This window comes from Streptomyces erythrochromogenes (assembly GCF_036170895.1).
Taxonomy (GTDB): Bacteria; Actinomycetota; Actinomycetes; order Streptomycetales; family Streptomycetaceae; genus Streptomyces; species Streptomyces erythrochromogenes.
The window spans coordinates 2,676,753-2,699,823 of record NZ_CP108036.1; the positions used below are offsets into that span (position 1 = coordinate 2,676,753).

The 23,071-nt window shown below is 71.4% G+C and carries 25 protein-coding genes, 5 tRNA genes and 1 pseudogene; 6 read left to right on the forward strand and 25 right to left on the reverse strand.

The window, feature by feature from the left end:
* The first annotated feature begins 100 nt into the window (after positions 1-100).
* Positions 101-511, forward strand: a complete 411-nt coding sequence (locus OHA91_RS11810; protein WP_031148675.1) for a winged helix-turn-helix transcriptional regulator — start codon at positions 101-103, stop codon at positions 509-511.
* On the opposite strand, the gene mutM is transcribed toward OHA91_RS11810, so the two are convergent.
* The 9 genes from mutM to OHA91_RS11855 form a co-directional block, all read right to left on the reverse strand.
* Positions 484-1,353 carry a bifunctional DNA-formamidopyrimidine glycosylase/DNA-(apurinic or apyrimidinic site) lyase gene (gene mutM, locus OHA91_RS11815; protein ID WP_031148673.1) on the reverse strand — a complete coding sequence of 290 codons (870 nt, stop codon included), beginning with the start codon at positions 1,351-1,353 and terminating at the stop codon, positions 484-486. The genes OHA91_RS11810 and mutM overlap by 28 nt on opposite strands.
* Positions 1,354-1,468: 115 nt before the next feature.
* The gene (gene rnc / locus OHA91_RS11820) at positions 1,469-2,308 is read right to left on the reverse strand and encodes a ribonuclease III (RefSeq protein WP_031148671.1); all 840 of its coding nucleotides are present in this window, start codon (positions 2,306-2,308) and stop codon (positions 1,469-1,471) included.
* Between the two features lie 19 nt (positions 2,309-2,327).
* Positions 2,328-2,501, reverse strand: a complete 174-nt coding sequence (rpmF, locus tag OHA91_RS11825; RefSeq protein WP_003965982.1) for a 50S ribosomal protein L32 — start codon at positions 2,499-2,501, stop codon at positions 2,328-2,330.
* A gap of 2 nt (positions 2,502-2,503) precedes the next feature.
* Positions 2,504-3,211, reverse strand: a complete 708-nt coding sequence (locus tag OHA91_RS11830) for a YceD family protein (RefSeq protein ID WP_051893017.1) — start codon at positions 3,209-3,211, stop codon at positions 2,504-2,506.
* Between the two features lie 69 nt (positions 3,212-3,280).
* Positions 3,281-4,318 carry an ATP synthase subunit B family protein gene (locus OHA91_RS11835; protein ID WP_328739217.1) on the reverse strand — a complete coding sequence of 346 codons (1,038 nt, stop codon included), beginning with the start codon at positions 4,316-4,318 and terminating at the stop codon, positions 3,281-3,283.
* Between the two features lie 103 nt (positions 4,319-4,421).
* The gene (coaD, locus tag OHA91_RS11840) at positions 4,422-4,901 is read right to left on the reverse strand and encodes a pantetheine-phosphate adenylyltransferase (protein ID WP_031148664.1); all 480 of its coding nucleotides are present in this window, start codon (positions 4,899-4,901) and stop codon (positions 4,422-4,424) included.
* A 14-nt stretch (positions 4,902-4,915) separates the two neighbouring features.
* On the reverse strand, positions 4,916-5,494 hold the full coding sequence (gene rsmD, locus OHA91_RS11845; protein ID WP_031148662.1) for a 16S rRNA (guanine(966)-N(2))-methyltransferase RsmD: 579 nt from the start codon (positions 5,492-5,494) through the stop codon (positions 4,916-4,918).
* Between the two features lie 73 nt (positions 5,495-5,567).
* On the reverse strand, positions 5,568-7,760 hold the full coding sequence (recG, locus tag OHA91_RS11850) for an ATP-dependent DNA helicase RecG (protein WP_266497204.1): 2,193 nt from the start codon (positions 7,758-7,760) through the stop codon (positions 5,568-5,570).
* A 26-nt stretch (positions 7,761-7,786) separates the two neighbouring features.
* Positions 7,787-9,451 (reverse strand): DAK2 domain-containing protein, encoded by a 1,665-nt coding sequence (locus tag OHA91_RS11855; RefSeq protein ID WP_031148658.1) that lies wholly within the window; start codon positions 9,449-9,451, stop codon positions 7,787-7,789.
* A gap of 244 nt (positions 9,452-9,695) precedes the next feature.
* Here OHA91_RS11855 and rpmB point away from each other — a divergent pair, with 244 nt between their 5' ends.
* A complete protein-coding gene (gene rpmB / locus OHA91_RS11860; RefSeq protein WP_007266795.1) occupies positions 9,696-9,881 on the forward strand; it encodes a 50S ribosomal protein L28 in 186 nt (61 codons plus the stop codon).
* Between the two features lie 118 nt (positions 9,882-9,999).
* Here the strand turns inward: rpmB and thiD are convergent, their stop codons facing one another.
* Positions 10,000-10,800 (reverse strand): bifunctional hydroxymethylpyrimidine kinase/phosphomethylpyrimidine kinase, encoded by an 801-nt coding sequence (gene thiD, locus OHA91_RS11865; protein WP_031148655.1) that lies wholly within the window; start codon positions 10,798-10,800, stop codon positions 10,000-10,002.
* Positions 10,797-11,780 (reverse strand): thiamine-phosphate kinase, encoded by a 984-nt coding sequence (locus OHA91_RS11870; RefSeq protein WP_031148653.1) that lies wholly within the window; start codon positions 11,778-11,780, stop codon positions 10,797-10,799. The genes thiD and OHA91_RS11870 overlap by 4 nt, the downstream gene beginning before the upstream one ends.
* A gap of 245 nt (positions 11,781-12,025) precedes the next feature.
* Here OHA91_RS11870 and OHA91_RS11875 point away from each other — a divergent pair, with 245 nt between their 5' ends.
* Positions 12,026-12,259: an Lrp/AsnC family transcriptional regulator gene (locus OHA91_RS11875; protein WP_030028650.1), complete on the forward strand. Its 234-nt coding sequence runs from the start codon at positions 12,026-12,028 to the stop codon at positions 12,257-12,259.
* A 23-nt stretch (positions 12,260-12,282) separates the two neighbouring features.
* Positions 12,283-12,774, forward strand: coding sequence for a DUF3515 domain-containing protein (locus tag OHA91_RS11880; RefSeq protein WP_266497212.1), 492 nt, complete (start codon positions 12,283-12,285; stop codon positions 12,772-12,774).
* Positions 12,775-12,844: 70 nt separating this feature from the next.
* Here the strand turns inward: OHA91_RS11880 and OHA91_RS11885 are convergent, their stop codons facing one another.
* The 3 genes from OHA91_RS11885 to OHA91_RS11895 are packed head-to-tail and all read right to left on the reverse strand — an operon-like array spanning position 12,845 to position 15,801.
* Complete coding sequence (locus OHA91_RS11885; RefSeq protein WP_031148649.1) at positions 12,845-14,002, reverse strand: D-alanine--D-alanine ligase family protein; 1,158 nt, start codon at positions 14,000-14,002, stop codon at positions 12,845-12,847.
* Between the two features lie 39 nt (positions 14,003-14,041).
* Positions 14,042-15,052 (reverse strand): NAD(P)H-dependent glycerol-3-phosphate dehydrogenase, encoded by a 1,011-nt coding sequence (locus OHA91_RS11890; RefSeq protein WP_328739218.1) that lies wholly within the window; start codon positions 15,050-15,052, stop codon positions 14,042-14,044.
* A complete protein-coding gene (locus OHA91_RS11895) occupies positions 15,049-15,801 on the reverse strand; it encodes a lysophospholipid acyltransferase family protein (RefSeq protein ID WP_031148645.1) in 753 nt (250 codons plus the stop codon). The genes OHA91_RS11890 and OHA91_RS11895 overlap by 4 nt, the downstream gene beginning before the upstream one ends.
* 244 nt (positions 15,802-16,045) lie before the next feature.
* On the opposite strand from OHA91_RS11895, the pseudogene cofC reads away from it, so the two are divergent.
* A pseudogene (gene cofC / locus OHA91_RS11900) lies at positions 16,046-16,651 on the forward strand (2-phospho-L-lactate guanylyltransferase); the annotation flags it as partial.
* A 306-nt stretch (positions 16,652-16,957) separates the two neighbouring features.
* Here the strand turns inward: cofC and OHA91_RS11905 are convergent.
* The 4 genes from OHA91_RS11905 to leuC all read right to left on the reverse strand — a co-directional run bounded on the left by OHA91_RS11905 (position 16,958) and on the right by leuC (position 20,166).
* The gene (locus tag OHA91_RS11905) at positions 16,958-17,635 is read right to left on the reverse strand and encodes an HU family DNA-binding protein (protein ID WP_031148640.1); all 678 of its coding nucleotides are present in this window, start codon (positions 17,633-17,635) and stop codon (positions 16,958-16,960) included.
* Between the two features lie 144 nt (positions 17,636-17,779).
* Positions 17,780-18,007 (reverse strand): SCO5555 family protein, encoded by a 228-nt coding sequence (locus OHA91_RS11910; protein WP_030009267.1) that lies wholly within the window; start codon positions 18,005-18,007, stop codon positions 17,780-17,782.
* 137 nt (positions 18,008-18,144) lie between these two features.
* Entirely contained in the window at positions 18,145-18,738 is a 594-nt protein-coding gene (gene leuD, locus OHA91_RS11915) for a 3-isopropylmalate dehydratase small subunit (RefSeq protein ID WP_031148636.1), read from the reverse strand.
* 3 nt (positions 18,739-18,741) lie between these two features.
* On the reverse strand, positions 18,742-20,166 hold the full coding sequence (gene leuC / locus OHA91_RS11920) for a 3-isopropylmalate dehydratase large subunit (protein ID WP_031148634.1): 1,425 nt from the start codon (positions 20,164-20,166) through the stop codon (positions 18,742-18,744).
* 183 nt (positions 20,167-20,349) lie between these two features.
* Here leuC and ndgR point away from each other — a divergent pair, with 183 nt between their 5' ends.
* Complete coding sequence (gene ndgR / locus OHA91_RS11925; protein WP_007266782.1) at positions 20,350-21,066, forward strand: IclR family transcriptional regulator NdgR; 717 nt, start codon at positions 20,350-20,352, stop codon at positions 21,064-21,066.
* Positions 21,067-21,225: 159 nt separating this feature from the next.
* Here ndgR and OHA91_RS11930 read toward each other — a convergent pair.
* From OHA91_RS11930 to OHA91_RS11960, 7 genes are all read right to left on the reverse strand, one after another.
* A tRNA-Glu gene (locus OHA91_RS11930) sits at positions 21,226-21,298 on the reverse strand.
* 14 nt (positions 21,299-21,312) lie between these two features.
* A tRNA-Gln gene (locus tag OHA91_RS11935) sits at positions 21,313-21,384 on the reverse strand.
* Between the two features lie 21 nt (positions 21,385-21,405).
* Positions 21,406-21,478: transfer RNA gene (locus tag OHA91_RS11940), tRNA-Glu, on the reverse strand.
* 64 nt (positions 21,479-21,542) lie between these two features.
* Positions 21,543-21,615, reverse strand: a tRNA-Glu gene (locus OHA91_RS11945).
* A 27-nt stretch (positions 21,616-21,642) separates the two neighbouring features.
* Positions 21,643-21,714: transfer RNA gene (locus tag OHA91_RS11950), tRNA-Gln, on the reverse strand.
* 85 nt (positions 21,715-21,799) lie between these two features.
* Positions 21,800-22,528: an HAD family hydrolase gene (locus OHA91_RS11955; protein ID WP_031148631.1), complete on the reverse strand. Its 729-nt coding sequence runs from the start codon at positions 22,526-22,528 to the stop codon at positions 21,800-21,802.
* A 10-nt stretch (positions 22,529-22,538) separates the two neighbouring features.
* Positions 22,539-22,820 carry a DUF4241 domain-containing protein gene (locus OHA91_RS11960; RefSeq protein ID WP_328739219.1) on the reverse strand — a complete coding sequence of 94 codons (282 nt, stop codon included), beginning with the start codon at positions 22,818-22,820 and terminating at the stop codon, positions 22,539-22,541.
* Positions 22,821-23,071: the final 251 nt, after the last annotated feature.

Sequence of the window (23,071 nt, forward strand, 5' to 3'; positions counted from 1 at the left end):
CCGTCGCAGCACGGGGCGCGCCGCGACGAGTAGCAGAGAACCACTAACTTTTCGAAAGCGCAAGCTCCGAGTTAGCGCTACCTGCGGGTACGCTTGTTCTATGGAGACCCCTGCCTGTACCGAAGCCGAAGCCGAGCACTGCGAGCTGCCGTTCGACGTGTTCGCCCGCTCCTGCCCGTCCCGGGAGACGCTGGAACACGTCACCGGCCGCTGGGGAAGCCTCACCGTGGGCGCCCTGCGCGAGGGTCCGGTCCGCTTCAACGAGCTGCGCCGCCGGGTGGAGGGCGTGAGCGAGAAGATGCTGTCGCAGACCCTGCACGCGCTGGAGCGCGACGGGATCGTCCACCGCGAGGCGCAGCCGACCAACCCGCCGCGCGTGGACTACGAACTGACCCCCCTCGGCGTCGAGGTGGCGGACCGGCTCCTCGCGCTGATCCACCACCTGGAGGGGAGCATGCCGGCGGTGCTGTCCGCCCGGGACTCCTACGACGCGACCCGCGGCGGCCGCTGACAGCGCGGGCAGAAGTAGCTCGACCTGTTCATCCACGGCCGCCGCCGCATCGGGGTGCCGCAGCGCCGGCAGGGCTCGTCCTCGCGCCCGTAGGCGTCGAGCGAACGGTCGAAGTACCCCGACTCGCCGTTCACGTTGACGTACAGGCTGTCGAAGCTCGTGCCGCCCACGGCGAGTGCCGCGTTCATGACGTCCCGGACATGGCCGAGGAGTTCCGTACTCCGGGGGCGCGTGAGGTTGGCCGTCGGGCGCTCGTAGTGCAGCTTCGAGCGCCACAGCGCTTCGTCCGCGTAGATGTTGCCGACCCCGCTGATCAGCGACTGGTCCAGCAGCGCCCGCTTGACGGTGGTCCGCTTGGCCCGCAGCGCGAGGTGGTAGGCCGTCTCGTCGAACAGCGGATCCAGGGGGTCGCGCGCGATGTGCGCGATGACGTCGGGCAGGCCCTCGGCGCTGTCGGCCACGGTCTCGTGCAGCGAGAGCCCGCCGAAGGTCCGCTGGTCCACGAAGCGCAGCTCCGTCCCGGCGTCGTCCCCGAAGCGCACCCGGATCCGCAGGTGCTTCTCGTCGGGGGCGTCCTCGGGCTGCACGAGCAGCTGCCCGCTCATGCCCAGGTGCCCGAGCACCGACAGGTCCCGCCCCGCCAGGGGCAGCCACAGGTACTTCCCGCGCCGCTGCGGGACCCCGAGGGTCTCCCCCCGCAGCCGTGCCGCGAAGTCGGCCCCGCCGCCCGGATGGCGCCTCACCGCACGCGGGTGCAGGACCTCGACGGCCTCGACGGTCCGGCCGGCGACCCAGCGTTCGAGCCCCCGTCGCACGACTTCGACTTCGGGCAGCTCGGGCACGGGGAACCTCCGGTGAGTGCGGATCTGGGCGCTGCCGCGAGCGTACCGGCCGCCCGGAAACGGCATCGCCCGCCCCTGCTGTGCAGGGGCGGGCGATGGAATACCCGAAGGAAGGTCAGGCGTCCGGCGCCGGATCGGCGGGCGTCGGCACCCCGCCGCCCACGGTCTCGGCCGAAGCCGGGACCTCTGCCGGAACGGCGGCCGCTGCCGCCGCGATCCGCTCGTCCGCCGCGGCGCGGATCCCGCGCCAAGCGGACTCCGCGGCCTGCTGTTCCGCTTCCTTCTTGCTGCGGCCGGTGCCGGTGCCGTACGAGACACCACCGACGCGGGCGGCAGCAGTGAAGGTCTTCTCGTGGTCCGGGCCGGTCTCGGTGACCAGGTATTCCGGTACGCCAAGACCTTCGGCCGCCGTGAGCTCCTGGAGGCTGGTCTTCCAGTCCAGGCCGGCCCCGAGGTTCGAGGACTTCTCGATGAGCGGGTCGAAGAGCCGGTGGACCAGCTCCGAGGCCGCGTCGAGGCCCTGGTCGAGGTAGACCGCGCCGATGACCGCTTCAAGGGTGTCGGCGAGGATGGAGGCCTTGTCCCGGCCGCCCGTGCCCTCTTCGCCCCGGCCGAGCCGGATGAAGGAGCCGAGTTCGAGGCCGCGCCCGACCTCCGCCAGTGCGCGCGAGTTGACCACCGCGGCCCGAAGCTTGGCCAGCTGGCCTTCGGGGAGGTCCGGGTGGGTCGTGTACAGCGTGTCCGTGACCACCAGGCCCAGCACGGAGTCCCCGAGGAACTCCAGGCGTTCGTTGGTGGGCAGACCGCCGTTCTCGTACGCGTACGAGCGGTGGGTCAGCGCACGCACCAGAAGGGCGGACTCGAGTCGGTACCCGAGCCGCCCTTCCAGAAGCGTGTGGGACGAGGCCGCGTTGTTACTGTCTGCCTGCTTCTCAGCGTTGGACAGCTCAGACATTGCGCCTCTCACCAGCCGCTCAGACCTCGAGGACCTGGCGCTTGTTGTAGGTGCCGCAGCTCGGGCACGCGATGTGCTGGAGCTTCGGCTCCTGGCAACGCTCACACGAAACCAGGGTGGGGACCGCAGCCTTCCACTGCGACCGGCGGTGGCGCGTGTTGCTGCGCGACATCTTCCGCTTCGGAACAGCCACGGCTACTTCTCCTGCTTCTCGGCGGCGCTCTGAACTCCGTCAGACGCAGTGCCGCTCATGTTGTCCTTCTCATCGCCCTGATCGGTGACGAGTCCCTGCAATGCCGCCCAACGGATGTCGACGGCGTCGTGGTGGTGGTCCGGGTCGTCGTTCAGGCCGGCCCCGCATTCAGGGCACAGTCCGAGACAGTCCTCCCGGCACACCGGCTGCATCGGCAGTGCGAGCACCACCGCGTCCCGCAGCACGGGTTCGAGGTCGAACAAACCGTCCTCGAGGAAGAGCGTGTCCTCGTCGTCCTCGGCGTCGTCGGCCGGCTCCGCTTTGGCGCGGCCCCGGTCGTCGGCGTCAGGGTACGAGAACATCTCCTGGAAGTCCGCCTTGAGCTCACGCTCGACGGTCTCCAGACACCTTACGCACTCCCCCGTCGCCGATGCACGGACGGTGCCTGTGACGAGCACCCCTTCCATGACCGACTCGAGGCGGAGGTTGAGCTTCACCGGGGCGCCTTCCGGCACTCCGATCACGTCGGCCAGACCGAGGTCGGCCGGTGCGTCGATCTCACGGGACAACCGCTGCATGGCACCAGGACGCCGACCCAGCTCGTGCGTGTCGAACACGAGGGGGTTGCGGTGGTCGAGGCGGGTGTTCAGGGCCGTTCCTGCTTTCACAGATCGCTGAAGATCAAAGATTCCGCCGCTCACGGGCAGCATGGATCGCGACGCATACGCGCGACCGAAGAGCCAGGATACCCGGAGCGGAGCCGTGCGCCCAATCCGGTGTCAGCGGCCCTGTTCGTACTGGCGCAGCTGGTCCAGGTTGATCATGCTCGTGTCGAAGAAGCTGGTTTCGTCGAGCGAGGGCTGCTGGGCCTGCTGCGGGTGCTGGGCCTGCTGCGGCTGCTGGTAGGCGGCGTACGGGTCGGGCTGCTGCTGGTAGGCCGAGTACGGGTCCGGCTGCTGCTGGTAGCCCCCGTACGGGTCCTGGTAGGAGTAGGCGTCCTGCTGCTGGGCCGCGGGCTGCTGGTAGGCGTACGAGTCGTACAGGAGCTCCGGCTGGGCCGGGATCGGCGCCTGCACGCGCGCGGGCTCCGGTTCCGCGAGGCCCGCCAGGAAGTCCGAGTCGCTCGCGGAGCGGGAGGACTGGCCCCCCGCCGCGTCCTGGGCCGCCATGTGCACGCCCAGGTCGTCCGTCGGGACCCGGCCGAGCAGCTTCTGGCGGCCGCGGCCCACGGCCTCCAGGGTCTTGGAGAGCACCGCCTCGAAGGTCGCGAGCTTGGTGTCCACGTAGGCGTCCGCCTGCTGCCGCTGCGTCTCGGGGTCGTGGCTGCGCTCGGGCGCGTCCGCGTCCGGGTAGCCGTCCTCGTCCAGGCCCGGGCCGCGGCCCAGCAGCTTCTCCCGGCCCCGGTCCACCGAGCCGATCGTCTTGGTCAGCACGACCTCGAAGTTCGCGAGCTTGCTGTCGACGTAGTCGTCGGCCTCGGCCCGGATCTCCTCGGCCTCCCGGCGGGCCTCCTCCAGGATGCGGTCCGCCTCGGCCTGGGAGCGCCGTGCGATCTCGGTGTCGGCGATCAGCGAACCGCGCTGGTTGTGGGCCGCGTCGATGATCCGCTCCGCCTCCCGGCGGGCGTCCTCGACCATCTGCTCCCGGCCGCCGATGAGCTCCTGGGCCTGTGCGAGCGAGCCGGGGAGCGCCTGGCGGACCTCTTCCAGCTGGGCGAGCAGCTCGGCGCGGTTGATCACGCAGGAGGCCGACATGGGCATGGAGCGGGCGCCGCCGACGGCCGCGACGATCTCGTCGAGCTTCTTCTGCACGTCCATGGGGGCTCGCACTCTCTCGGCCTCAGGCGGTTCCTGAGACGGACGGGACGACTGTAAGGCCAGCGGGCGGGCCCCCGACACCGACTGACGGCCCGTCAGGGGGTCAGCGCTCGCGCAGCCGCTCCAGGAGCGCCGTGTGCACGTGCTCCGGCAGCAGGTGGGCGACGTCTCCGCCCCAGGTCGCGACCTCCTTGACCAGCGAGGAGGACAGAAAGCTGTAGGAGGGGATGGTCGGGACGAACAGCGTCTCGACGCCCGACAGGCCCAGGTTCATCTGGGCCATCTGGAGCTCGTAGTCGAAGTCGCTGACCGCGCGCAGGCCCTTGACGATGGCCGGGATGTCCCGCTGCTTGCAGAAGTCGACGAGCAGTCCGCGGAAGGCCTCCACCTGGACGTTGCCGTAGTCCGCCGTCGCCTCGCGGATCAGCTCGATCCGCTCCTCGACGGTGAAGAGGCCCTGCTTCGACTCGTTGATCCCCACGGCGACGTGCACGACGTCGTACAGCCTGGAGGCGCGTCCGATGATGTCGAGGTGTCCGTTGTGGATGGGATCGAAGGACCCCGGACAGACGGCGCGGCGCAACTGAGCTCCCTCGTTCATGAGTCTTCGCTGGTGAAAGCGGCGCGGCCGTACCAAAGGGTGCCCTCGCCGTACTTGCGCGACCGGAGCGGCTCGAAGCCCTCGGGCCACGGGAAGGCGCCGCTCCTGGTGCTGCGCTCCACGGTGACGAGCGCGTCGTCCGTGATCCAGCCATTGGACCGGAGTGTGAGCAGGATCTCCCGCAGGTCCGCGCTGTCCACGGCGTACGGCGGGTCCAGGAAGACGACGTCGTACGGGTGCCCGCCCGCGCGGGCCGCCACGATCTGCTCGGCCTTGCCGGCCCGGAATTCGGCGCCGGGCAGGCCCAGCGTCCTGATGTTGTCCCGGATCGCCTTGGCGGCCTTGGGGTCCGCCTCGACCAGGAGGGCGTGGTCCGCGCCCCGGGAGAGGGCTTCCAGGCCGACGGCGCCGGAGCCGCCGTACAGGTCGAGCACCCGGGCCCCTTCGACCCCGTGCAGCGACTCCCAGGTGGAGAAGAGGCCTTCGCGCATCCGGTCCGAGGTCGGCCGGGTGCCGGTGCCGGGGGGCACGGCCAGCCGTCGCCCGCCGGCGCTGCCGGCGATCACGCGGGTCATCTGGGGTCCTTCGGTACGGCGGTAGGGGGAGCGCGGCGGACTGCCGCGGCACTCCAACGATAGGTCGTGCCGCTCAGCCCTTCTCCAGGTACTGCTCGCGCTCGGTGTCGAGCAGGGCGTCCAGCGCGGTCCGCAGGCCCGGCAGCCGCTCCAGCGCGGGGTCCTCGGCCACCACGCGGGTGGCCTCCTCCCGGGCCTGGGCGATGACCTCCTCGTCGTCGATGACGGCGAGCATGCGCAGCGAGGAGCGCACCCCCGACTGGGCCTGGCCCAGGACGTCGCCCTCGCGCCGCTGTTCCAGGTCGATCCGGGAGAGCTCGAAGCCGTCGAGGGTGGCGGCGACGGCGGCGAGCCGGGCCCTGGCGGGGCTCGCCTCGTGCATCTCGCTGACCAGCAGGCACAGGCCGGGGGCGGAGCCGCGGCCGACGCGGCCGCGCAGCTGGTGGAGCTGGGAGACGCCGAACCGGTCAGCGTCCATGATCACCATGACGGTGGAGTTGGGGACGTTCACGCCGACCTCGATGACGGTGGTGGCGACCAGCACCTTCACCTCGCCGGCCGCGAACCGGCGCATGACGTCGTCCTTGTCGGCGGGGTCCATCCGGCCGTGCAGCACCTCGACGCGCAGCCCGGCCAGCGGTCCGCGGCCGAGCTGCTCGGCGATCTCCAGGACCGCGAGCGGCGGCCGCCTGTCGGCCTCCTCGGCCGCCTGCTTCTTCTTGGGGTCGTCCTCCCCGTCGCCGATGCGCGGGCAGACCACGTACGCCTGGTGGCCCTTCTCCACCTCCTCGCGGACCCGCTCCCAGGCCCGGGCGAGGAAGTGCGGCTTGTCCTTGGCCGGCACCACGTGGGTGGCGATCGGCGAGCGCCCGGCGGGCAGCTGGTCCAGGACGGAGGTCTCCAGGTCGCCGAAGACGGTCATGGCGACGGTGCGCGGGATCGGGGTGGCGGTCATCACCAGCAGGTGCGGGGGCTGCTTGCCCTTGGACCGGAGCGCGTCTCGCTGCTCCACGCCGAAGCGGTGCTGTTCGTCCACGACGACCAGGCCGAGGTCGTGGAACTGCACCTTGTCCTCGATCAGGGCGTGCGTGCCGATGACGATCCCGGCCTCGCCGGTGACCAGGTCGAGCAGGGCCTGGCGGCGCGCCGGCATCCCCATGGACCCGGTGAGCAGCACGACCTTGGTGCCCTGGTCGGATCCGCCGAGCATGCCGCCCTCGGCCAGTTCGCCCATCATCTCGACGATGGAGCGGTGGTGCTGCTGGGCGAGCACCTCGGTCGGCGCGAGCATCGCCGCCTGCCCGCCGGAGTCCACGACGGCCAGCATCGCCCGCAGGGCCACCATCGTCTTCCCGCTTCCGACCTCGCCCTGGAGGAGGCGGTGCATGGGGTGGCTGGTGGCGAGGTCGTCGAAGATCTCCTTCGAGACCTTCTGCTGGCCCTCGGTGAGGGTGAAGGGGAGCTTGGCGTCGAAGGCGTCGAGCAGCCCGCCGGGGGCGGGGCGGCGCGGGACGGCCGGGAGCTGGGCGTCGGCGTGGCGGCGGCGGGCCAGGGCGACCTGCAGGACGAAGGCCTCGTCCCACTTCAGGCGTTGGCGGGCGTCTTCGATGTCGGCCTTGGTGGCCGGCCGGTGGATCTTCAGCAGGGCCTCGGTGAGCGGTACGAGCCCGCGGCCCTCGCGCAGGGCCGGCGGCAGCGGGTCCACGGCCTCCTGGGCGCTGGGCAGCACGGCGTCCACGCACTTGGCGATCTTCCAGGACTCCAGCTTCGCGCAGGCCGGGTAGATCGGGATGAGCTGGTTGGCGAAGGCGGTGGCGGCGTCCCGGTCGGAGGCGTCGGCGCCGAGCGGCTCGTACGCCGGGTGCGCGAGCTGGAGCTTGTGGTTGAACTTGGAGACCTTGCCGGCGAACATCGCGCGGCTGCCGGGGAGCAGTTCCTTGTGCGGCTTGTGGACCCCGGCACCGAAGAAGACCAGCTGGAGGCGGCCGCTGCCGTCGGTGATGGTCACCTCCAGCCGCTTGCCCCGGCCCCCGTTGAAGGTCAGGACGCGGGCGTCGGCGACCTGCGCGACGACGGTCACGTGCTCGTCGATCTGGTCGGCGAGCTCGGCCAGCGAGGTCAGCTCACCGCGCTCGGCGTACCGCCTCGGGTAGTGGTGGAGCAGGTCCAGGGCCGTGTGCAGGCCGAGCTGCTCGGCCAGCACCTTGGCGGTGGCGGGACCGAGCGTCTTCTTGAGGTCTTCGTCGAGCGCGGGCACGTGTTCCATTGCACACCATGGCGCTGACAAGCCGGCTATTCCACCCCGATGAGCAGCGGCGCCGAGTACCGGCCGCCCCGGTAGGTGACGGTGTCCACGGCCAGGTGGCCGGACTGCACGTAGGCCTCCAGGCGCTCGGCGACGGCGTCGGGCACCTCCGGTCCGAGGACCAGGGTGACCAGTTCGCCGCCGGAGCCCAGCATCCGGTCCAGCACCGCCTCGGCGGTCTCGGTCAGACCCGCGCCGATCACGGCGACGTCGCCGTCGATGAGGCCGAGCACGTCGCCGGCCTGGCAGATGCCGGCCGAGGTGAAGGACTGGCGCTCGGCGACGGCCAGTTCCCCGTAGCGGGTGGCGCCGGCGGCCGCGGTCATGGCCACCACGTCCTCGTCGAAGCTGCCGTCCGGGTCGTGCACGGCGAGCGCGGCCAGGCCCTGGACGGCGGAGCGGGTGGGGATCACGGCGACCCGCACGCCCTCGGCGCGGGCCTGTTCGGCGGCCGTGGCCGCCGCCGCGCGCAGTTCCGTGCCGCCCGGCAGGAGCACCACCTCGCGGGCGTGGGCGCGGCGGACGGCGTCGAGGAGTTCGGCGGTGGCCGGGACCTCGCCGGGGCGCACGAGCACGGTGGTCGCGCCGGCCTCGGCGCACAGGCCCGCCAGTCCCTCGCCGGGAACCACGGCGACCACGGCACGCTGGGCGCGCTCGCCGCGGCCGCGGCGGCGCTCGTCGCCGAAGTGCGTGATCCGTATCCGGTACGGCCGCCCTGCGACGACCCCCGCCTCCACGGCCGCGCCGGGGTCGTCGACATGGACGTGGACGTTCCACAGCCCGTCGCCGCCGACCACGACCAGGGAGTCGCCTAGGCCGTCGAGCCGGGCGCGCAGTTCCGCGACCGCCGCCTCCGAGGCCTCCAGCAGGTAGATGACCTCGTACGCGGGCCCGTCCTCGTGCTGCTCGCACGGGTCGTCCGGCCGCGCGGCGGGCACCGCGGTCCGGCCGGCCACGGGTTCGGCGGCCGGCTCCTGCCCGGACAGCGCCTGCCAGAGGGCGCCGAGGACGGCGACCAGTCCGCAGCCGCCGGCGTCGACCACCCCGGCCCGGCCGAGCGCGGCGAGCTGCCCGGGAGTCTCGGCGAGTGCGGCGCGGGCGGCGTCGTAGGCGGCGCGGGCCACGTCGGCCGCGGTGCCGGCGGCCGCCGAGGCCGCTTCGCCGGCCCGCGCGGCGGCGCCCGCGACGGTGAGCATGGTGCCCTCCACCGGGTGCGCGACGGCCGCGTACGCCTCCTCCGCGGCCCGGGTGAGCGCGTGCGCCAGCAGCCCGCCGGGGCCGCTCTGCCGGCCTTCGGGCTCGGCGCCGAGTACGTCGGCCACCCCGCGCAGCAGCTGCGCGAGGATCGTCCCGGAGTTACCGCGCGCCCCGACGAGCGCGCCGTGCGCCCATGCCCGTACGGCCTCGGGCAGGGAGGTCGGTGCCGCGGCGGCGCGGGCGGCGCTGTCGAAGGTCTCGGCCAGCGCGCGGTCGGCCGACTCTGCGGTGAGGTAGAGGTTGGTGCCGGTGTCCGCGTCGGCGACCGGGTATACGTTGATCGCGTCGATGTCCTCGCGGGCCCGGCCCAGTGCGGCCAGGGCGAGCGAGCTCCAGGTGCGCACGGCCTCGGCGTCGAGCTCGTCGGCGGGCTGCGGCTGCGGCTCGTGCGGCACCGGGCGTTCCTCCTTGTGCGGGCCAGGGTTCACCGCAGGGTAACGAAGGACCGCGCCCCCGGGGTCCGGACCGCGGGGCGGGGGCGTCGGCCGCCATGGTAGTTTTCTTGGACGGGCGCAGTCGTTGTATGCTGCTCCGGTTGCCCGATGAGAGTCGGGTCTTTTCCCCGGCAAACCACTTCAGACCTCTGATTCCGGTGCGCCGGATTCACTGTAATTGCATCTGAAGTCTTTGGAGTGACCTGTGGCTGCCAACTGCGACGTTTGCGCCAAGGGGCCGAGCTTCGGCAACAACATCTCCCACTCGCACCGCCGCACCTCGCGTCGCTGGAACCCGAACATCCAGCGCGTTCGTGCCGTGGTCAATGGGACGCCGAAGCGCCTCAACGCCTGCACCTCGTGCATCAAGGCCGGCAAGGTCTCGCGCTGACGCCCGTCGTAGCGCAGCCCCTTCCGGTTGCCAAGAAGGCCGGTTCACCTCTGGTGAACCGGCCTTTTGCCTTGCCCGGGGGATTCCGGGTGCCGGGATCCCGGCACCCGGGGCGGGGTCAGCGCAGCCGCCAGGCGTGATCCACCGGGCCGATGCCCCCGCCGAGTGCGAAGCCGGCGGCGATGCCGCCCGTCACGTACTCCTTGGCGGCCGTGACGGCCTCCGGGACGGCGAGGCCCTTGGCCAGGCCGGCCGCGATGGCGCTGGCGAGGGTGCAGCCCGTGCCGTGGGTGTGCCGGTTGGAGTGGCGCGGGGCGCGCAGCCACCGCTCCCCGGTGCCGTCGGTGAGCAGGTCCACGGCCTCCTCGCCGTGCGCCGCGAGGTGGCCGCCCTTGATCAGCGCCCAGCGGGGCCCGTGGCCGAGGATCGCGTCGGCGGCCCGGCGCATGTCGTCCTCGGTCTCCACGACGATGCCGGTGAGCTGGGCGACCTCGTCCAGGTTGGGCGTGGCCACGGTGGCCCGCGGCAGCAGTTCCGTGCGTACGGCGTCCAGCGCCGAGGCGGCGAGCAGGGCGTCCCCGTGCTTGGAGACGCCGACGGGGTCCACGACGGCCGGGGCCGCGGTGTCGGCCAGCAGCGCGGCCACGGTCTCCACCAGAACGGCGGAGGAGAGCATGCCGGTCTTCACGGCGTGCACCCCTATGTCGTCCACGACGGCCCGGTACTGGGCCGTGACGGCCTCGGCGGGCAGCTCCCAGGCTCCCCGTACCCCGAGTGAGTTCTGCGCGGTCACGGCGGTCACCACGCTCATGCCGTGGACGCCGAGCGCCAGCATGGTCTTGAGGTCGGCCTGGATGCCCGCGCCGCCGCCGGAGTCCGATCCGGCGACGGTCAGGCACAGCGGCGGCGCCGTGTTCACTGCGTGCCGTCCTGGGCGGCCGGGTCGGCCCCGAAGTGGTCCCAGCCGCCCGTGCTGGTCCAGGGCGCGCCGTCGACGGTCACCTGGGGCAGCGCGGAGCGGTTGAGGACCTCGCCGATGACCTTCCAGCGGGCGGGGAGCTTCACGTCGGGCGGGAAGGTCGCCACGATCGCGTGGTCCTCTCCCCCGGTGAGCACCCACTGGAGCGGGTCCACGCCCACGGCCTGCCCGATGTCGTGCATCTGGGTCGGGATGTCGACGGCGGCCGAGCGCAGGTCGATCCGTACCTTGCTGGCCTCGGCGATGTGCCCGAGGTCGGCGATCAGGCCGTCGCTGACGTCGGTCATGGCGCTGGCGCCGAGCCCGGCGGCCGCGGGGCCTGCGTGGTACGGCGGCTCGGGGCGCCGATGGGCCTCGACGAAGGCCCGCGGGGAGCGGAAGCCGCGCGAGAGCACTGCGTAGCCGGCCGCCGACCAGCCGAGCCAGCCGGTGACGGCGACGACGTCGCCGGGCTGTGCGCCGGAGCGCAGGACGGGCTCGTGGTTGCGCAGGTCGCCGAGGGCGGTGATGGAGACGGTGATGGTGTCTCCACGGACCACGTCCCCGCCGACCACGGCGGCACCGGCGACCTGGCACTCGTCGCGGATGCCGTCCATGAGCTCGGTGGGCCAGGTCACCGGGAGTTCGGCGGGTACGACGAGGCCGAGCAGCAGCGCGGTCGGCACCGCTCCCATGGCCGCGATGTCCGCCAGGTTCTGCGCGGCCGCCTTGCGGCCCACGTCGTAGGCCGTGGACCAGTCGCGCCGGAAGTGCCGGCCCTCCAGCAGGATGTCGGTGCTCGCCACGACCCTCCGGTCGGGCGCCGACACCACGGCGGCGTCGTCGCCGGGTCCGAGCCGGACCGCCGGGGTGGTGGTGAGCCGTGAGGTGAGCTCCCTGATCAGCCCGAACTCCCCCAGCTCGCCGACAGTGCCCTTCATCGCTGTGCCCCTTCTTGCCCAGTCCGCTTGCGGTCGCGAGCCGTCACAGCTCTGGGTACCGTCAACAGATACGTCAACTTCTGCTCTCCGTACGCCCCGCTGTGCGTGGCGCCGGGCCCGCAGGTCTCCCCGTGGCGCACGGCGACGCGGTACCGTGGCGTCCCTTCTTCCCCCGGCCCTGTCCATCGTGTGGGGTCCACCCGAAGATTAGGGGAAATGATCCTCGTGGCCGCCCTGGAGGTTCCGTGGTACAGGCGTACATCCTTATCCAGACCGAAGTGGGCAAGGCGTCGTTCGTCGCCGAGTCCATCGGCCAGATCCCGGGGGTGATCCAGGCCGAGGACGTGACGGGTCCGTACGACGTGATCGTGCGCGCCCAGGCCGACACCGTGGACGAGCTCGGCCGCATGGTCGTGGCCAAGGTCCAGCAGGTGGAGGGGATCACCCGCACCCTGACCTGCCCGGTGGTCCATCTGTAGCCCCCGTCTACTCTTGGCCGGTGATGTCCCTCCACCGCCGGCCCGTCCGTGTCCTGGCCATGCCCGTCGCCCTGGCCGTGTCCGCCATGGCGGCGTGCTCCCCGGGCGGTTCCGAGGCCCGGGTGGAACCGCCCCCCGCGCCGCCGGGCAATGTCGCGGGGTTCTGTGCGGCACTGCACAAGGAGCTCCCGGAGACGGTGGCCGGCCTGGCACGGACCCGGACCGAACCGGAGTCCGACCTGACCGCCTCCTGGGGCGGCTCGGCGATCGTACTGCGGTGCGGTATCCCCAGACCCCCCGAGATGCTGGATCCGAAGCAGGGGGGCGTCGACGTGAACGGCGTGTCCTGGCTGCTGGAGAAGCGTGGCGACGGCGGATTCCGTTTCACCACCGGGATGCGGCTGGCTTACACGGAGGTCCGGGTCGACAAGGAGCATGCCACGGACGCGGGGATGCTCGTCGGTCTGTCCACGGCGATCGCCGCGACCGTGCCCGCGGGCATCGCCTCCTACTGAGCTCCGGCACACCGCCGCCCGCCGGCCGCCCCCGTGCGGGGCGGCCGGCGGGCGGCGGCTCGACCTGCTGTCAGCGCAGCCCGGTGGAGCGGCGCAGGGCGGCCTGGATCAGGCGGTCCACCAGCTCCGGGTACGCGATGCCGGTCTTCTCCCACATCAGCGGGTACATCGAGATCGGCGTGAAACCGGGCATCGTGTTGATCTCGTTGATGACGAAGTCGCCGTCCTCGGTGAGGAAGAAGTCGGCGCGCACGAGGCCCTCGCACGACGCGGCCTCGAAGGCCTCGATCGCGAGCCGCTGCACCTCGGCGGTCTGCTCCGGGGTGAGGGGGGCGGGCACGATCCCGGAGGCGGAGTCGATGTACTTCGCCTCGAAGTCGTAGAAGTCGTGGCTGGACACCGGCGGGATCTCGGCGGGCACGCTCGCGCGCGGCCCGTCCTCGAACTCCAGGACGCCGCACTCGATCTCGCGGCCGCGCAGCAGCGCCTCCACGATGATCTTCGGGTCGTGGCGGCGGGCCTCCTTGACGGCGGCCTCCAGGCCGGAGGCGTCGTCGACCTTGGTGATGCCGATCGAGGAGCCGGCGCGGGCGGGCTTCACGAAGAGCGGCCAGCCGTGCTCGGCGGCGAAGTCCAGGATGCGGGCCGTGGCGGCGTCCCGGTCGGCTTCCCACTCGCGGGGGCGGATGGTCACGTACGGGCCGACGCTCAGCCCGAAGGACGTGAACACCCGCTTCATGTAGTCCTTGTCCTGCCCGACGGCCGAGGCGAGGACGCCCGAGCCGACGTACGGGATGCCGGAGAGCTCCAGGAGGCCCTGGAGGGTGCCGTCCTCGCCGTAGGGGCCGTGCAGCACGGGGAAGACGACGTCGACCTCGCCCAGGGCCTTCGGGACGGCGCCCGGCTCGGTGTAGACGACCTGGCGGCTGGCCGGGTCGACCGAGAGCACGACGGCGCCGTCCTCGGACTCGGCGAGCTCCTCGACGCTCGGGAGCCTGCGGTCTGCGATGGCCATCCGCGCGGGCTCGTCGGCGGTCAGCGCCCACCGGCCGTCCGTGGTGATGCCGATGGGCAGCACCTCGTACTTGGACCGGTCGATGGAGCGCAGTACGGCGCCCGCCGTGACGACCGAGATGGCGTGTTCCGAGCTGCGGCCGCCGAACACGACGGCCACGCGGGGCTTGCGGCCCTGCTGCTCAGGGGTCTGGGGGAGGTTCTCGCTGCTCATATCGGCATGAGAGTACCCGCTCAAGCGTCCGGAAAGGAGTTAGCGACGTTCCGGTTTGGCGCTGCGGCTCATCAGCTCCTTCAGGGCCACCAGGGTCGGCTTGCCGTGGTGGACGATGTCCACGACGGTCTCGGTGATCGGCATGTCCACCCCGTGTCGGCCCGCCAGATCGGCCACTGACTGGCAGGACTTGACTCCCTCGGCGGTCTGCTTGGTGACCGCGATGGTCTCCTCCAGGGTCATCCCGCGGCCGAGGTTGGTGCCGAAGGTGTGGTTCCGGGAGAGCGGCGAGGAGCAGGTGGCGACCAGGTCGCCGAGGCCCGCGAGGCCGGAGAAGGTGAGCGGGTCGGCGCCCATGGCCACGCCCAGGCGGGTCGCTTCGGCCAGTCCGCGGGTGATGAGCGAGCCCTTGGTGTTGTCGCCGAGCCCCATGCCGTCCGCGATGCCGACGGCGAGGCCGATGACGTTCTTGACGGCGCCGCCGAGCTCGCAGCCGATGACGTCGGTGCTCGTGTACGGGCGGAAGTACGCGGTGTGGCAGGCGGCCTGGAGGCGCTGGGCGACGGCCTCGTCCACGCAGGCGACGACGGAGGCGGCGGGCTGGCGGGCGGCGATCTCGGCGGCCAGGTTGGGGCCGGTGACGACGGCGATGCGCTCGGCCGGGACCTTGGCCACCTCCTCGATGACCTCGCTCATCCTCTTGGCGGTGCCGAGTTCGATGCCCTTCATGAGGGAGACGAGCACCGTGTCGGGGGCCAGCAGCGGGGCCCAGGCGGCGAGGTTGTCGCGCAGGGTCTGGGAGGGGACGGCCAGGACGGTGAAGTCGGCGCCCGCGGCGGCCTCGGCCGGGTCGTTGGTGGCCCGGATGTTCGCGGGCAGTTCGACGTCGGGGAAGTAGTCCGGGTTGGTCCGGCCGGTGTTGATGGCGTCGACGACCTCGCTGCGGCGGCCCCACAGGGTCACCTCGCAGCCCGCGTCGGCGAGCACGATGGCGAAGGCCGTGCCCCAGGAGCCTGTTCCGAAGACGGTCGCCTTCATGGGACGTGTCACTTCTTGCCCTCCCCTGCGGCCTTGCGCCGCTGTTCCGCCCTGGCGTTGCGATGGTCGTACGGCTGCTCGGGCGCGGTCTCCCCCCGCACCTCCTCCAGGAGGCCGGTGATGGCCGCCATGATGACCTCGGTGGCCTCCTTGAGGACGTCCGGGGTGGGCTCCCGGTCGTAGAAGGCCGAGAGGTCCACGGGCGGTCCGGCGAGCACCTGGAGGGTCTTGCGCGGGAACAGCCGGACCTTGTTCTCCTTGGCGTACGGCGGCATCGCGAGGTTCGCGCCCCACTGGGCCACCGGAATGACGGGCGCCCTGGTCATCAGCGCGACACGGGCGGCGCCGGTCTTGCCGGCCATCGGCCACATGTCGGGGTCGCGGGTGAGGGTGCCCTCCGGGTAAAAGGCCACGCATTCACCGCCCTCGATGGCGTCGACGGCGGCCCGGAATGCGTCCAGGGCGTTGGTGCTCTCCCGGTAGACGGGGATCTGCCCGCTGCCGCGCAGGATCGACCCGACAATGGGGACCTTGAAGAGGGCGGCCTTGGCGAGCAATCGGGGCACCCGGCCGGTGTTGTACTGGAAGTGCGCGTAGGAGAGCGGGTCCAGATACGAGTTGTGATTGACGGCGGTGATAAAGCCGCCCTCGGCCGGAATGTGCTCCATTCCCCGCCAGTCCCGCTTGAAGAGCACTACCAGCGGCGGTTTTGCGATGACCGCCGCCAGGCGGTACCAGAAGCCGATTCTGCGGCGGGACACTCGGACACCTTCCTCTAGGACCGGTGCGCGGCTGGGGCACCTCGTCGTCGGCCGGACAAGTGTGGCCCCGGGCCCGGTCTCTGTCGAGAACACCGTACGCCCCGCTCACACCGGCGGGCTCCCGGGCTGCCCGGGCGGGGGCGACAATGGGCCGACACATGACCCGGCCATGACCTGACCTTGGCCCGGGGAGGGGCCGGAGCGCACCGGAGGGAAGGGGTCCGTCACGAACGCCGTCTGGAGTCTGGTGGTCCCGCTGAAGCCTCTGTCGGTGGCCAAGAGCCGTCTCGCGGCAGCCGTGGGGGCCTCCCGTCCGGGGCTCGCCCTTGCCTTCGCCCAGGACACCGTCGCGGGGGCGCTGGCCTGCGCCGCGGTCGCGGATGTGGTGGTGGTCACGGACGACGCCGCGGCCGGTGCGGAACTGGCCAGGCTGGGGGCGCGGATCGTCCCGGACGCCCCGGCGGCCGGGCTCAACGCGGCGCTGGCCCACGGCGCGCGGGCGGCCCGGGAGCGGCGGCCCGGCGCCGCAGTCGCGGCGATGAACGCCGACCTGCCGGCGCTGCGGCCCCCCGAATTGCTACGCGTGCTCGAAAACGCCTCGGTATTTCCACGGGCATTTCTGGCGGATGCGGCCGGAATCGGGACGACTCTTCTTTCCGCCGCACCGGACGTGGAATTGGCGCCGTCCTTCGGGGGTCCGTCGCGGGCCAGGCATTCCGCCTCGGGAGCCGTCGAAATCGCACTGGCGGACGTCGACAGCGTGCGGCGGGACGTGGACACCGCGGCGGACCTGCGGACGGCGCTCGCCCTCGGTGTGGGGCATCACACCGCCCGATACAGTGCGGGTATGCAGGCGACCGCGTACACGTACGACTCCCAGACCCGCAGCGGCAGTGTGCTGCTGGACGACGGCACCCCGGTGTCCTTCGAGGCCCCGGCGTTCGACGCGGGCGGCCTGCGGCTGCTGCGTCCCGGACAGCGGGTCCGCATCGAGACGGACGGCAAGGGCGCGGACCTGCGGATCACCCTGATCACGCTCCAGACCTTCTGAACCGGTCCGCCGCCGCGTCCGCCGGGCGTCCGGCGGCCCCGGAACGCACCGCGGGCCGGCTTCCCCAGAGGAGGGAAGCCGGCCCGGCGTGTGTGACTCGTGCCCCTACTTCTTGCGGGCGGTGGTCTTCTTCGCGGTGGCCTTGCGGGTCGCCGTCTTCTTGGCCGGCGCCTTCGTCGCTGCGGTGACCTTCTTGGCCGCCGGAGCGGTCTTCTTCGCGGCGGCGGTGGTCTTCTTCGCCGTGGCCGTGGCCTTCTTGGCGGTGGTGGCCTTCTTGGCGGCGGTCGTCGCCTTCTTCGCCGTGGCCGTGCTCTTCACCGCCGCCTTCTTGGCGGTCGCGGTGGTCTTCTTCGCCGCGACCTTCTTTGCGACCGTGGTCTTTGCCGCCGCCTTCTTGGCGGTGGTGGCCTTCTTCGCCGCGGCCTTCTTGACCGTCGCGGAGGCACCGCCGGTGAGGCTGCCCTTCGGCGCCTTCTTCACCGACACCTCGCCGCCCTTGGGCAGCTTCTTGGTGCCGCTGACCAGGTCCTTGAAGCCCTGGCCGGCACGGAATCGGGGCACCGAGGTCTTCTTGACCCGGACGCGCTCACCCGTCTGCGGGTTGCGGGCGTAACGGGCCGGACGGTCGACCTTCTCGAACGAGCCGAAGCCCGTGACCGAGACCCGGTCGCCCGCGACGGTAGCGCGGACGATGGCGTCCAGTACCGCGTCGACAGCGTCCGCGGCCTGCTGGCGGCCGCCCAGCTTGTCGGCAATCGCTTCTACGAGCTGCGCCTTGTTCACGTCTTCCCCTTCGGAGACTTCGCCAGAACGAATGTGTTCAAGCTTATTTCGCACGTTAGGCGGATATATACCGCAAATCAAACACGAAACGGGCTAATCACCCTAGTGCCGCAACGCCGGAGGCGGTTACGGAGTTCCTTCGCATCAGTCGCCTTCAGGGAATCGACCCTCGTCGAGGTCCTTCATCAACCTGTCCAGGCGCCTTGCCGCATCGGCGAGATCGTGCTTCGCCGCGGCTGTGACGACCAACAGCTTCCGGGACAGCGCCATCCTTACGCCCTCCGGGACTTGCAGTGAGCGCACCCGTGTGTGTGCTTCTTTCAGCCGGTCCGCGACGAGTTCGTAGAGCTCGAGTTGACTGTCGCGTTCCATGCACAGATTGTGCCATCTGGGGCGAGTTGTCGCCTCACGGGGCCTCAACAAACGGCTGTGCCCCCCGCCGGAGGGCGGGGGGCACAGTGTTGTCGATGTGATCACCCGGGGGTGAATAAGCGCTGATCAGGCAGGAATCAGGCCTGAATCGTGCGCGGCTTGAAGGCCGGGCGGGCGCTTTCGTAGGTCGCGATGTCCGCTTCGTTCTGAAGGGTGAGCGAGATGTCGTCCAGGCCTTCCAGCAGACGCCAGCGGGCGTTGTCGTCGAGTTCGAACTCGGCCACGACGCCTTCCGCGCGCACCTGGCGGTCGACCAGGTCGACCGTGATCTCCGCGGTCGGGTCGGCCTCGGTCAGCTCCCAGAGCCGGTCGACGGTCTCCTGCGGGAGCACGACGGTCAGCAGGCCGTTCTTCAGCGAGTTCCCGCGGAAGATGTCGGCGAAGCGGGAGGAGATGACCGTCTTGAACCCGAAGTTCTGCAGGGCCCAGACGGCGTGCTCGCGCGAGGAGCCGGTGCCGAAGTCGGGGCCGGCGACCAGCACGGTCGCGCCGGCGCGCTCCGGACGGTTCGTGACGAACTCCGGGTCCTTGCGCCAGGCCTCGAAGAGCCCGTCCTCGAAGCCGTCGCGGGTGATCTTCTTGAGCCAGTGGGCCGGGATGATCTGGTCGGTGTCGACGTTGCTGCGGCGCAGCGGGACGGCCCGGCCGGTGTGGACGGTGAAGGCTTCCATGGTTCAGACTCCGGCGGTCGCGTCGGCGGCGGACAGGTCGGCGGGCGAGGCCAGATGGCCCAGTACCGCGGTGGCGGCGGCCACCTGCGGGGAGACCAGGTGGGTGCGCCCGCCCTTGCCCTGCCGGCCCTCGAAGTTGCGGTTGGAGGTGGACGCGGAGCGCTCACCGGGCGCCAGTTGGTCGGGGTTCATCCCGAGGCACATCGAACAGCCCGCGTGCCGCCATTCGGCGCCGGCCTCCTTGAAGACCTTGTCCAGGCCCTCTTCCACGGCCTGGAGGGCGACGCGGACCGAGCCCGGGACGACCAGCATCCTTACGCCGTCGGCGACTTTGCGGCCCTCGATGATCCCGGCGACGGCGCGCAGGTCCTCGATGCGGCCGTTGGTGCAGGAACCTACGAAGACGGTGTCGACCTTGATGTCGCGCAGCGGCTGCCCGGCGGTCAACCCCATGTACTCCAGGGCCTTTTCGGCCGCGAGGCGCTCCGAAGCGTCCTCGTACGAAGCCGGGTCGGGGACGTCGGCCGACAGCGGCGCGCCCTGGCCCGGGTTGGTGCCCCAGGTGACGAAGGGCGACAGCGCGGCGCCGTCGATGACGACCTCGGCGTCGAAGACCGCGTCCTCGTCGGTGCGCAGGGTCTTCCAGTACGCGACGGCCGCGTCCCAGTCCTCGCCCACGGGGGCGTGGTCGCGGCCCTGGAGGTAGTCGAAGGTGGTCTGGTCGGGGGCGATCATGCCCGCCCGGGCGCCGGCCTCGATCGACATGTTGCAGATGGTCATGCGGGCTTCCATCGAGAGCTGCTCGATGGCCTCGCCGCGGTACTCCAGGATGTAGCCCTGGCCGCCGCCGGTGCCGATCTTGGCGATGATCGCCAGGATCAGGTCCTTCGCGGTGACGCCCTCGGGCAGCTCGCCGGTGACCGTGATGGCCATGGTCTTCGGGCGGGCCAGCGGCAGGGTCTGGGTGGCCAGTACGTGCTCGACCTGGCTGGTGCCGATGCCGAAGGCCAGCGCGCCGAAGGCGCCGTGCGTGGAGGTGTGCGAGTCGCCGCAGACCACGGTGGTGCCGGGCTGGGTCAGGCCCAGCTGCGGTCCCACGACGTGGACCACTCCCTGCTCGACGTCGCCCAGCGAGTGCAGGCGCACGCCGAACTCGGCGCAGTTCGCCCGCAGCGTCTCCAGCTGGGCGCGGGAGACCGGGTCCGCGATCGGCTTGTCGATGTCGAGGGTGGGGGTGTTGTGGTCCTCGGTCGCAATGGTGAGGTCGAGGCGTCGGACCTTGCGGCCTGCCTGGCGCAGTCCTTCGAAGGCCTGCGGGCTGGTCACCTCGTGCAGCAGGTGCAGATCGATGAAGAGGAGGTCGGGCTCGCCTTCGGCGCGCCGGACGACATGGTCGTCCCAGACCTTCTCCGCGAGTGTCCTACCCATCGCTTTCCCTCCGGCCGGCGGGTTGTGCCGGCGCTTCATAGAGATCTGTGCCACCGGACGCCCGTACCCCACGTCCCGGACGACGGCTCGGACCCAGTGGTTCGTGGACCCGCACATACAGACTCGCTGGTTCTTGGAAAAATTGAACTTGCGTTTCACAGTGTGAGACGCGAATATCGTTTCATGGACAACTCTAGCGGCGTCGGCGTTCTCGACAAGGCAGCTCTGGTATTGAGCGCACTGGAGTCCGGTCCGGCCACCCTCGCCGGGCTGGTCGCGGCGACAGGGCTCGCACGACCCACGGCACATCGCCTTGCCGTGGCACTGGAACACCACCGGATGGTGGCGAGGGACATGCAGGGCCGGTTCATCCTCGGTCCGCGGCTGGCGGAGCTCGCCGCCGCGGCCGGCGAGGACCGTCTGCTGGCCACGGCGGGACCGGTACTCACCCACCTCCGTGACGTGACGGGCGAGAGCGCGCAGCTCTACCGCCGTCAGGGAGACATGCGCATCTGCGTGGCGGCGGCGGAACGGCTGTCCGGCCTCCGGGACACCGTCCCGGTGGGCTCGACCCTGCCGATGAAGGCCGGCTCGGCCGCGCAGATCCTGATGGCCTGGGAGGAGCCCGAGCGGCTCCACCGCGGCCTGCAGGGCGCGCGCTTCACGGCGACGGCGCTCTCGGGCGTGCGGCGCCGCGGCTGGGCGCAGTCGATCGGCGAGCGGGAGCCCGGCGTGGCGTCCGTCTCGGCGCCGGTGCGCGGGCCGTCGAACCGCGTGGTGGCCTCCGTATCGGTCTCCGGGCCGATCGAGCGGCTGACGCGCCACCCGGGCCGGATGCACGCCCAGGCCGTCATCGACGCGGCCGCACGGCTCACGGAGGCGCTGCGCCGCTCCGGCTGACGCCCCGACCCCACCTGTTCACCCCCGGGCCCGGGGGCGCGTTCGACGCCGCACACGTCCGAACACGCGCCTCCGGGCCCGTACTTGTGCCCGCGCCGGCAGGACCGGCACAAAGCGAAGAGGCCCTCCGCGATGAACGCGGAGGGCCTCTTCGATGCGTACCCCCGACCGGATTCGAACCGGCGCTACCGCCTTGAGAGGGCGGCGTGCTAGGCCGCTACACAACGGGGGCTTGCTTGTACTGCGCTGGGCTACCAGGACTCGAACCTAGAACAAAGGAACCAGAAACCTTCGTGTTGCCAATTACACCATAGCCCAATGTGGTCTATACCAGACCAGTACCCCCGACCGGATTCGAACCGGCGCTACCGCCTTGAGAGGGCGGCGTGCTAGGCCGCTACACAACGGGGGCCCTAGCGATCCTGCATCAAGACGTCCGGGAGCTACCCAAGAGGAGATCTTGCGGGAAGGATCTGTACCCCCGACCGGATTCGAACCGGCGCTACCGCCTTGAGAGGGCGGCGTGCTAGGCCGCTACACAACGGGGGCAAAGCACTGCGTTACTACTGCACTGCGCTGGGGTACCAGGACTCGAACCTAGAATAAGGGAACCAGAAACCCTCGTGTTGCCAATTACACTATACCCCACCGAAAGTCAACCCCCTGGGGGATTTTCTTTCGAGTGGCGCCTCCGTCCGGCCTTTCGGCCCGCTCCGGCGGCGCAGAAAGAACATTACCGGATGCCTGACCGTGCTCCAAAACGGGTATCGCGCGCCAGCAGCTCGGGCAGCCGGTCAAGGCCTTCGATCCGGTGCGCCCCCTCGGGGGCGGGTCCCCGGCCGCCGTCCCGGTCGATCCAGACGGCGAGCAGCCCGGCGTCGCGGGCCCCCCGCGCGTCGATCTCGGGCTGGTCCCCCACGTACGCCACCTCCCCGGGCGGCAGTCCGAGCGCCTCGCACGCGGCGAGGAAGGCCTCCGCCTCGGGTTTGCTGACGCCGAGCTCGACGGCGCAGACCAGCACCTCGAAGCGTTCGCGCAGGCCGAGGTGACGCAGTTTGGGGTCCTGGTTGGTCGTGGAGGAGTTGGAGAGCACCCCGTGCCGGTAGTCGGCCGCGAGGGCGTCGAGCGCCGGCACGACGTCGGGGAAGACGGTCCAGGCGGCCTTGTAGTGCTCGACGTAACTGTCGAACCAGGCGTCGGCCTCGGCCGCGGTCATGCCGGGCTCGTCGAGGAACTCCCGTACCCGCTCCTGGCGCTGCCCCTGGAAGGTGCCCACGCCCGCGGCGAAGTTCGCCCAGTGGCGGTCGGTGATCTCCCGCCAGCGCGCGAGCGCCTGCGCGGGGGTCCCGTACCGCTCGGCGAGCCGGACGGCCTCCAGCTGCGCCGCGAGACCGGCCGCGTCGGCCCCCGTGTAGTCGAAGAGGGTGTCGTCGATGTCCCACAGCACGGCGCGGATCGGCATGTGCCCGAGCCTATGCCGAAGCGCCCTCCTGCGGGGGCACGACGAAGAAGTCCGTCACGAAGCAGGTGACCCGGCCCTCGGCGTCGCGGCCGATCCAGGTCGGGTAGCAGCCGTCGCCCCACCCGGAGGTGAATCCCGCGAGGGTGGGACCGGCCTCTCCCCCGGCCAGGAAGACCGCAGGGCCGTCGCCGACCGTCTCCATGGCGGCCCACACCGCGCCTTCCTCCTCCCCGGTACCGGGGAACGAGCCGTCGGCGGCGGCGTCGTAGAAACAGCCGGTGCCCGCGTCCACGCCGTACCCGTAGAACTCGTCCTCGCCCAGGACGGCCGGGTCCTGGCTCTCGTCACCGCGAACGGCTCCGCGTCGCCCGACCCGAGGAGGACGAAGGGGTCGCAGGCGACGATCCGGCCCGTGGGCAGGGTCGCGTCCCCGATGACGACCGGGGCGAGCGTCCCCGTCGTCCCGTTGTCGTGGGCGAAGGCGGAACCCGCGGTGAAGTGCCAGGCGTAGTCGGGCGGGGTCATCGGCACGGCGGAGCCTCC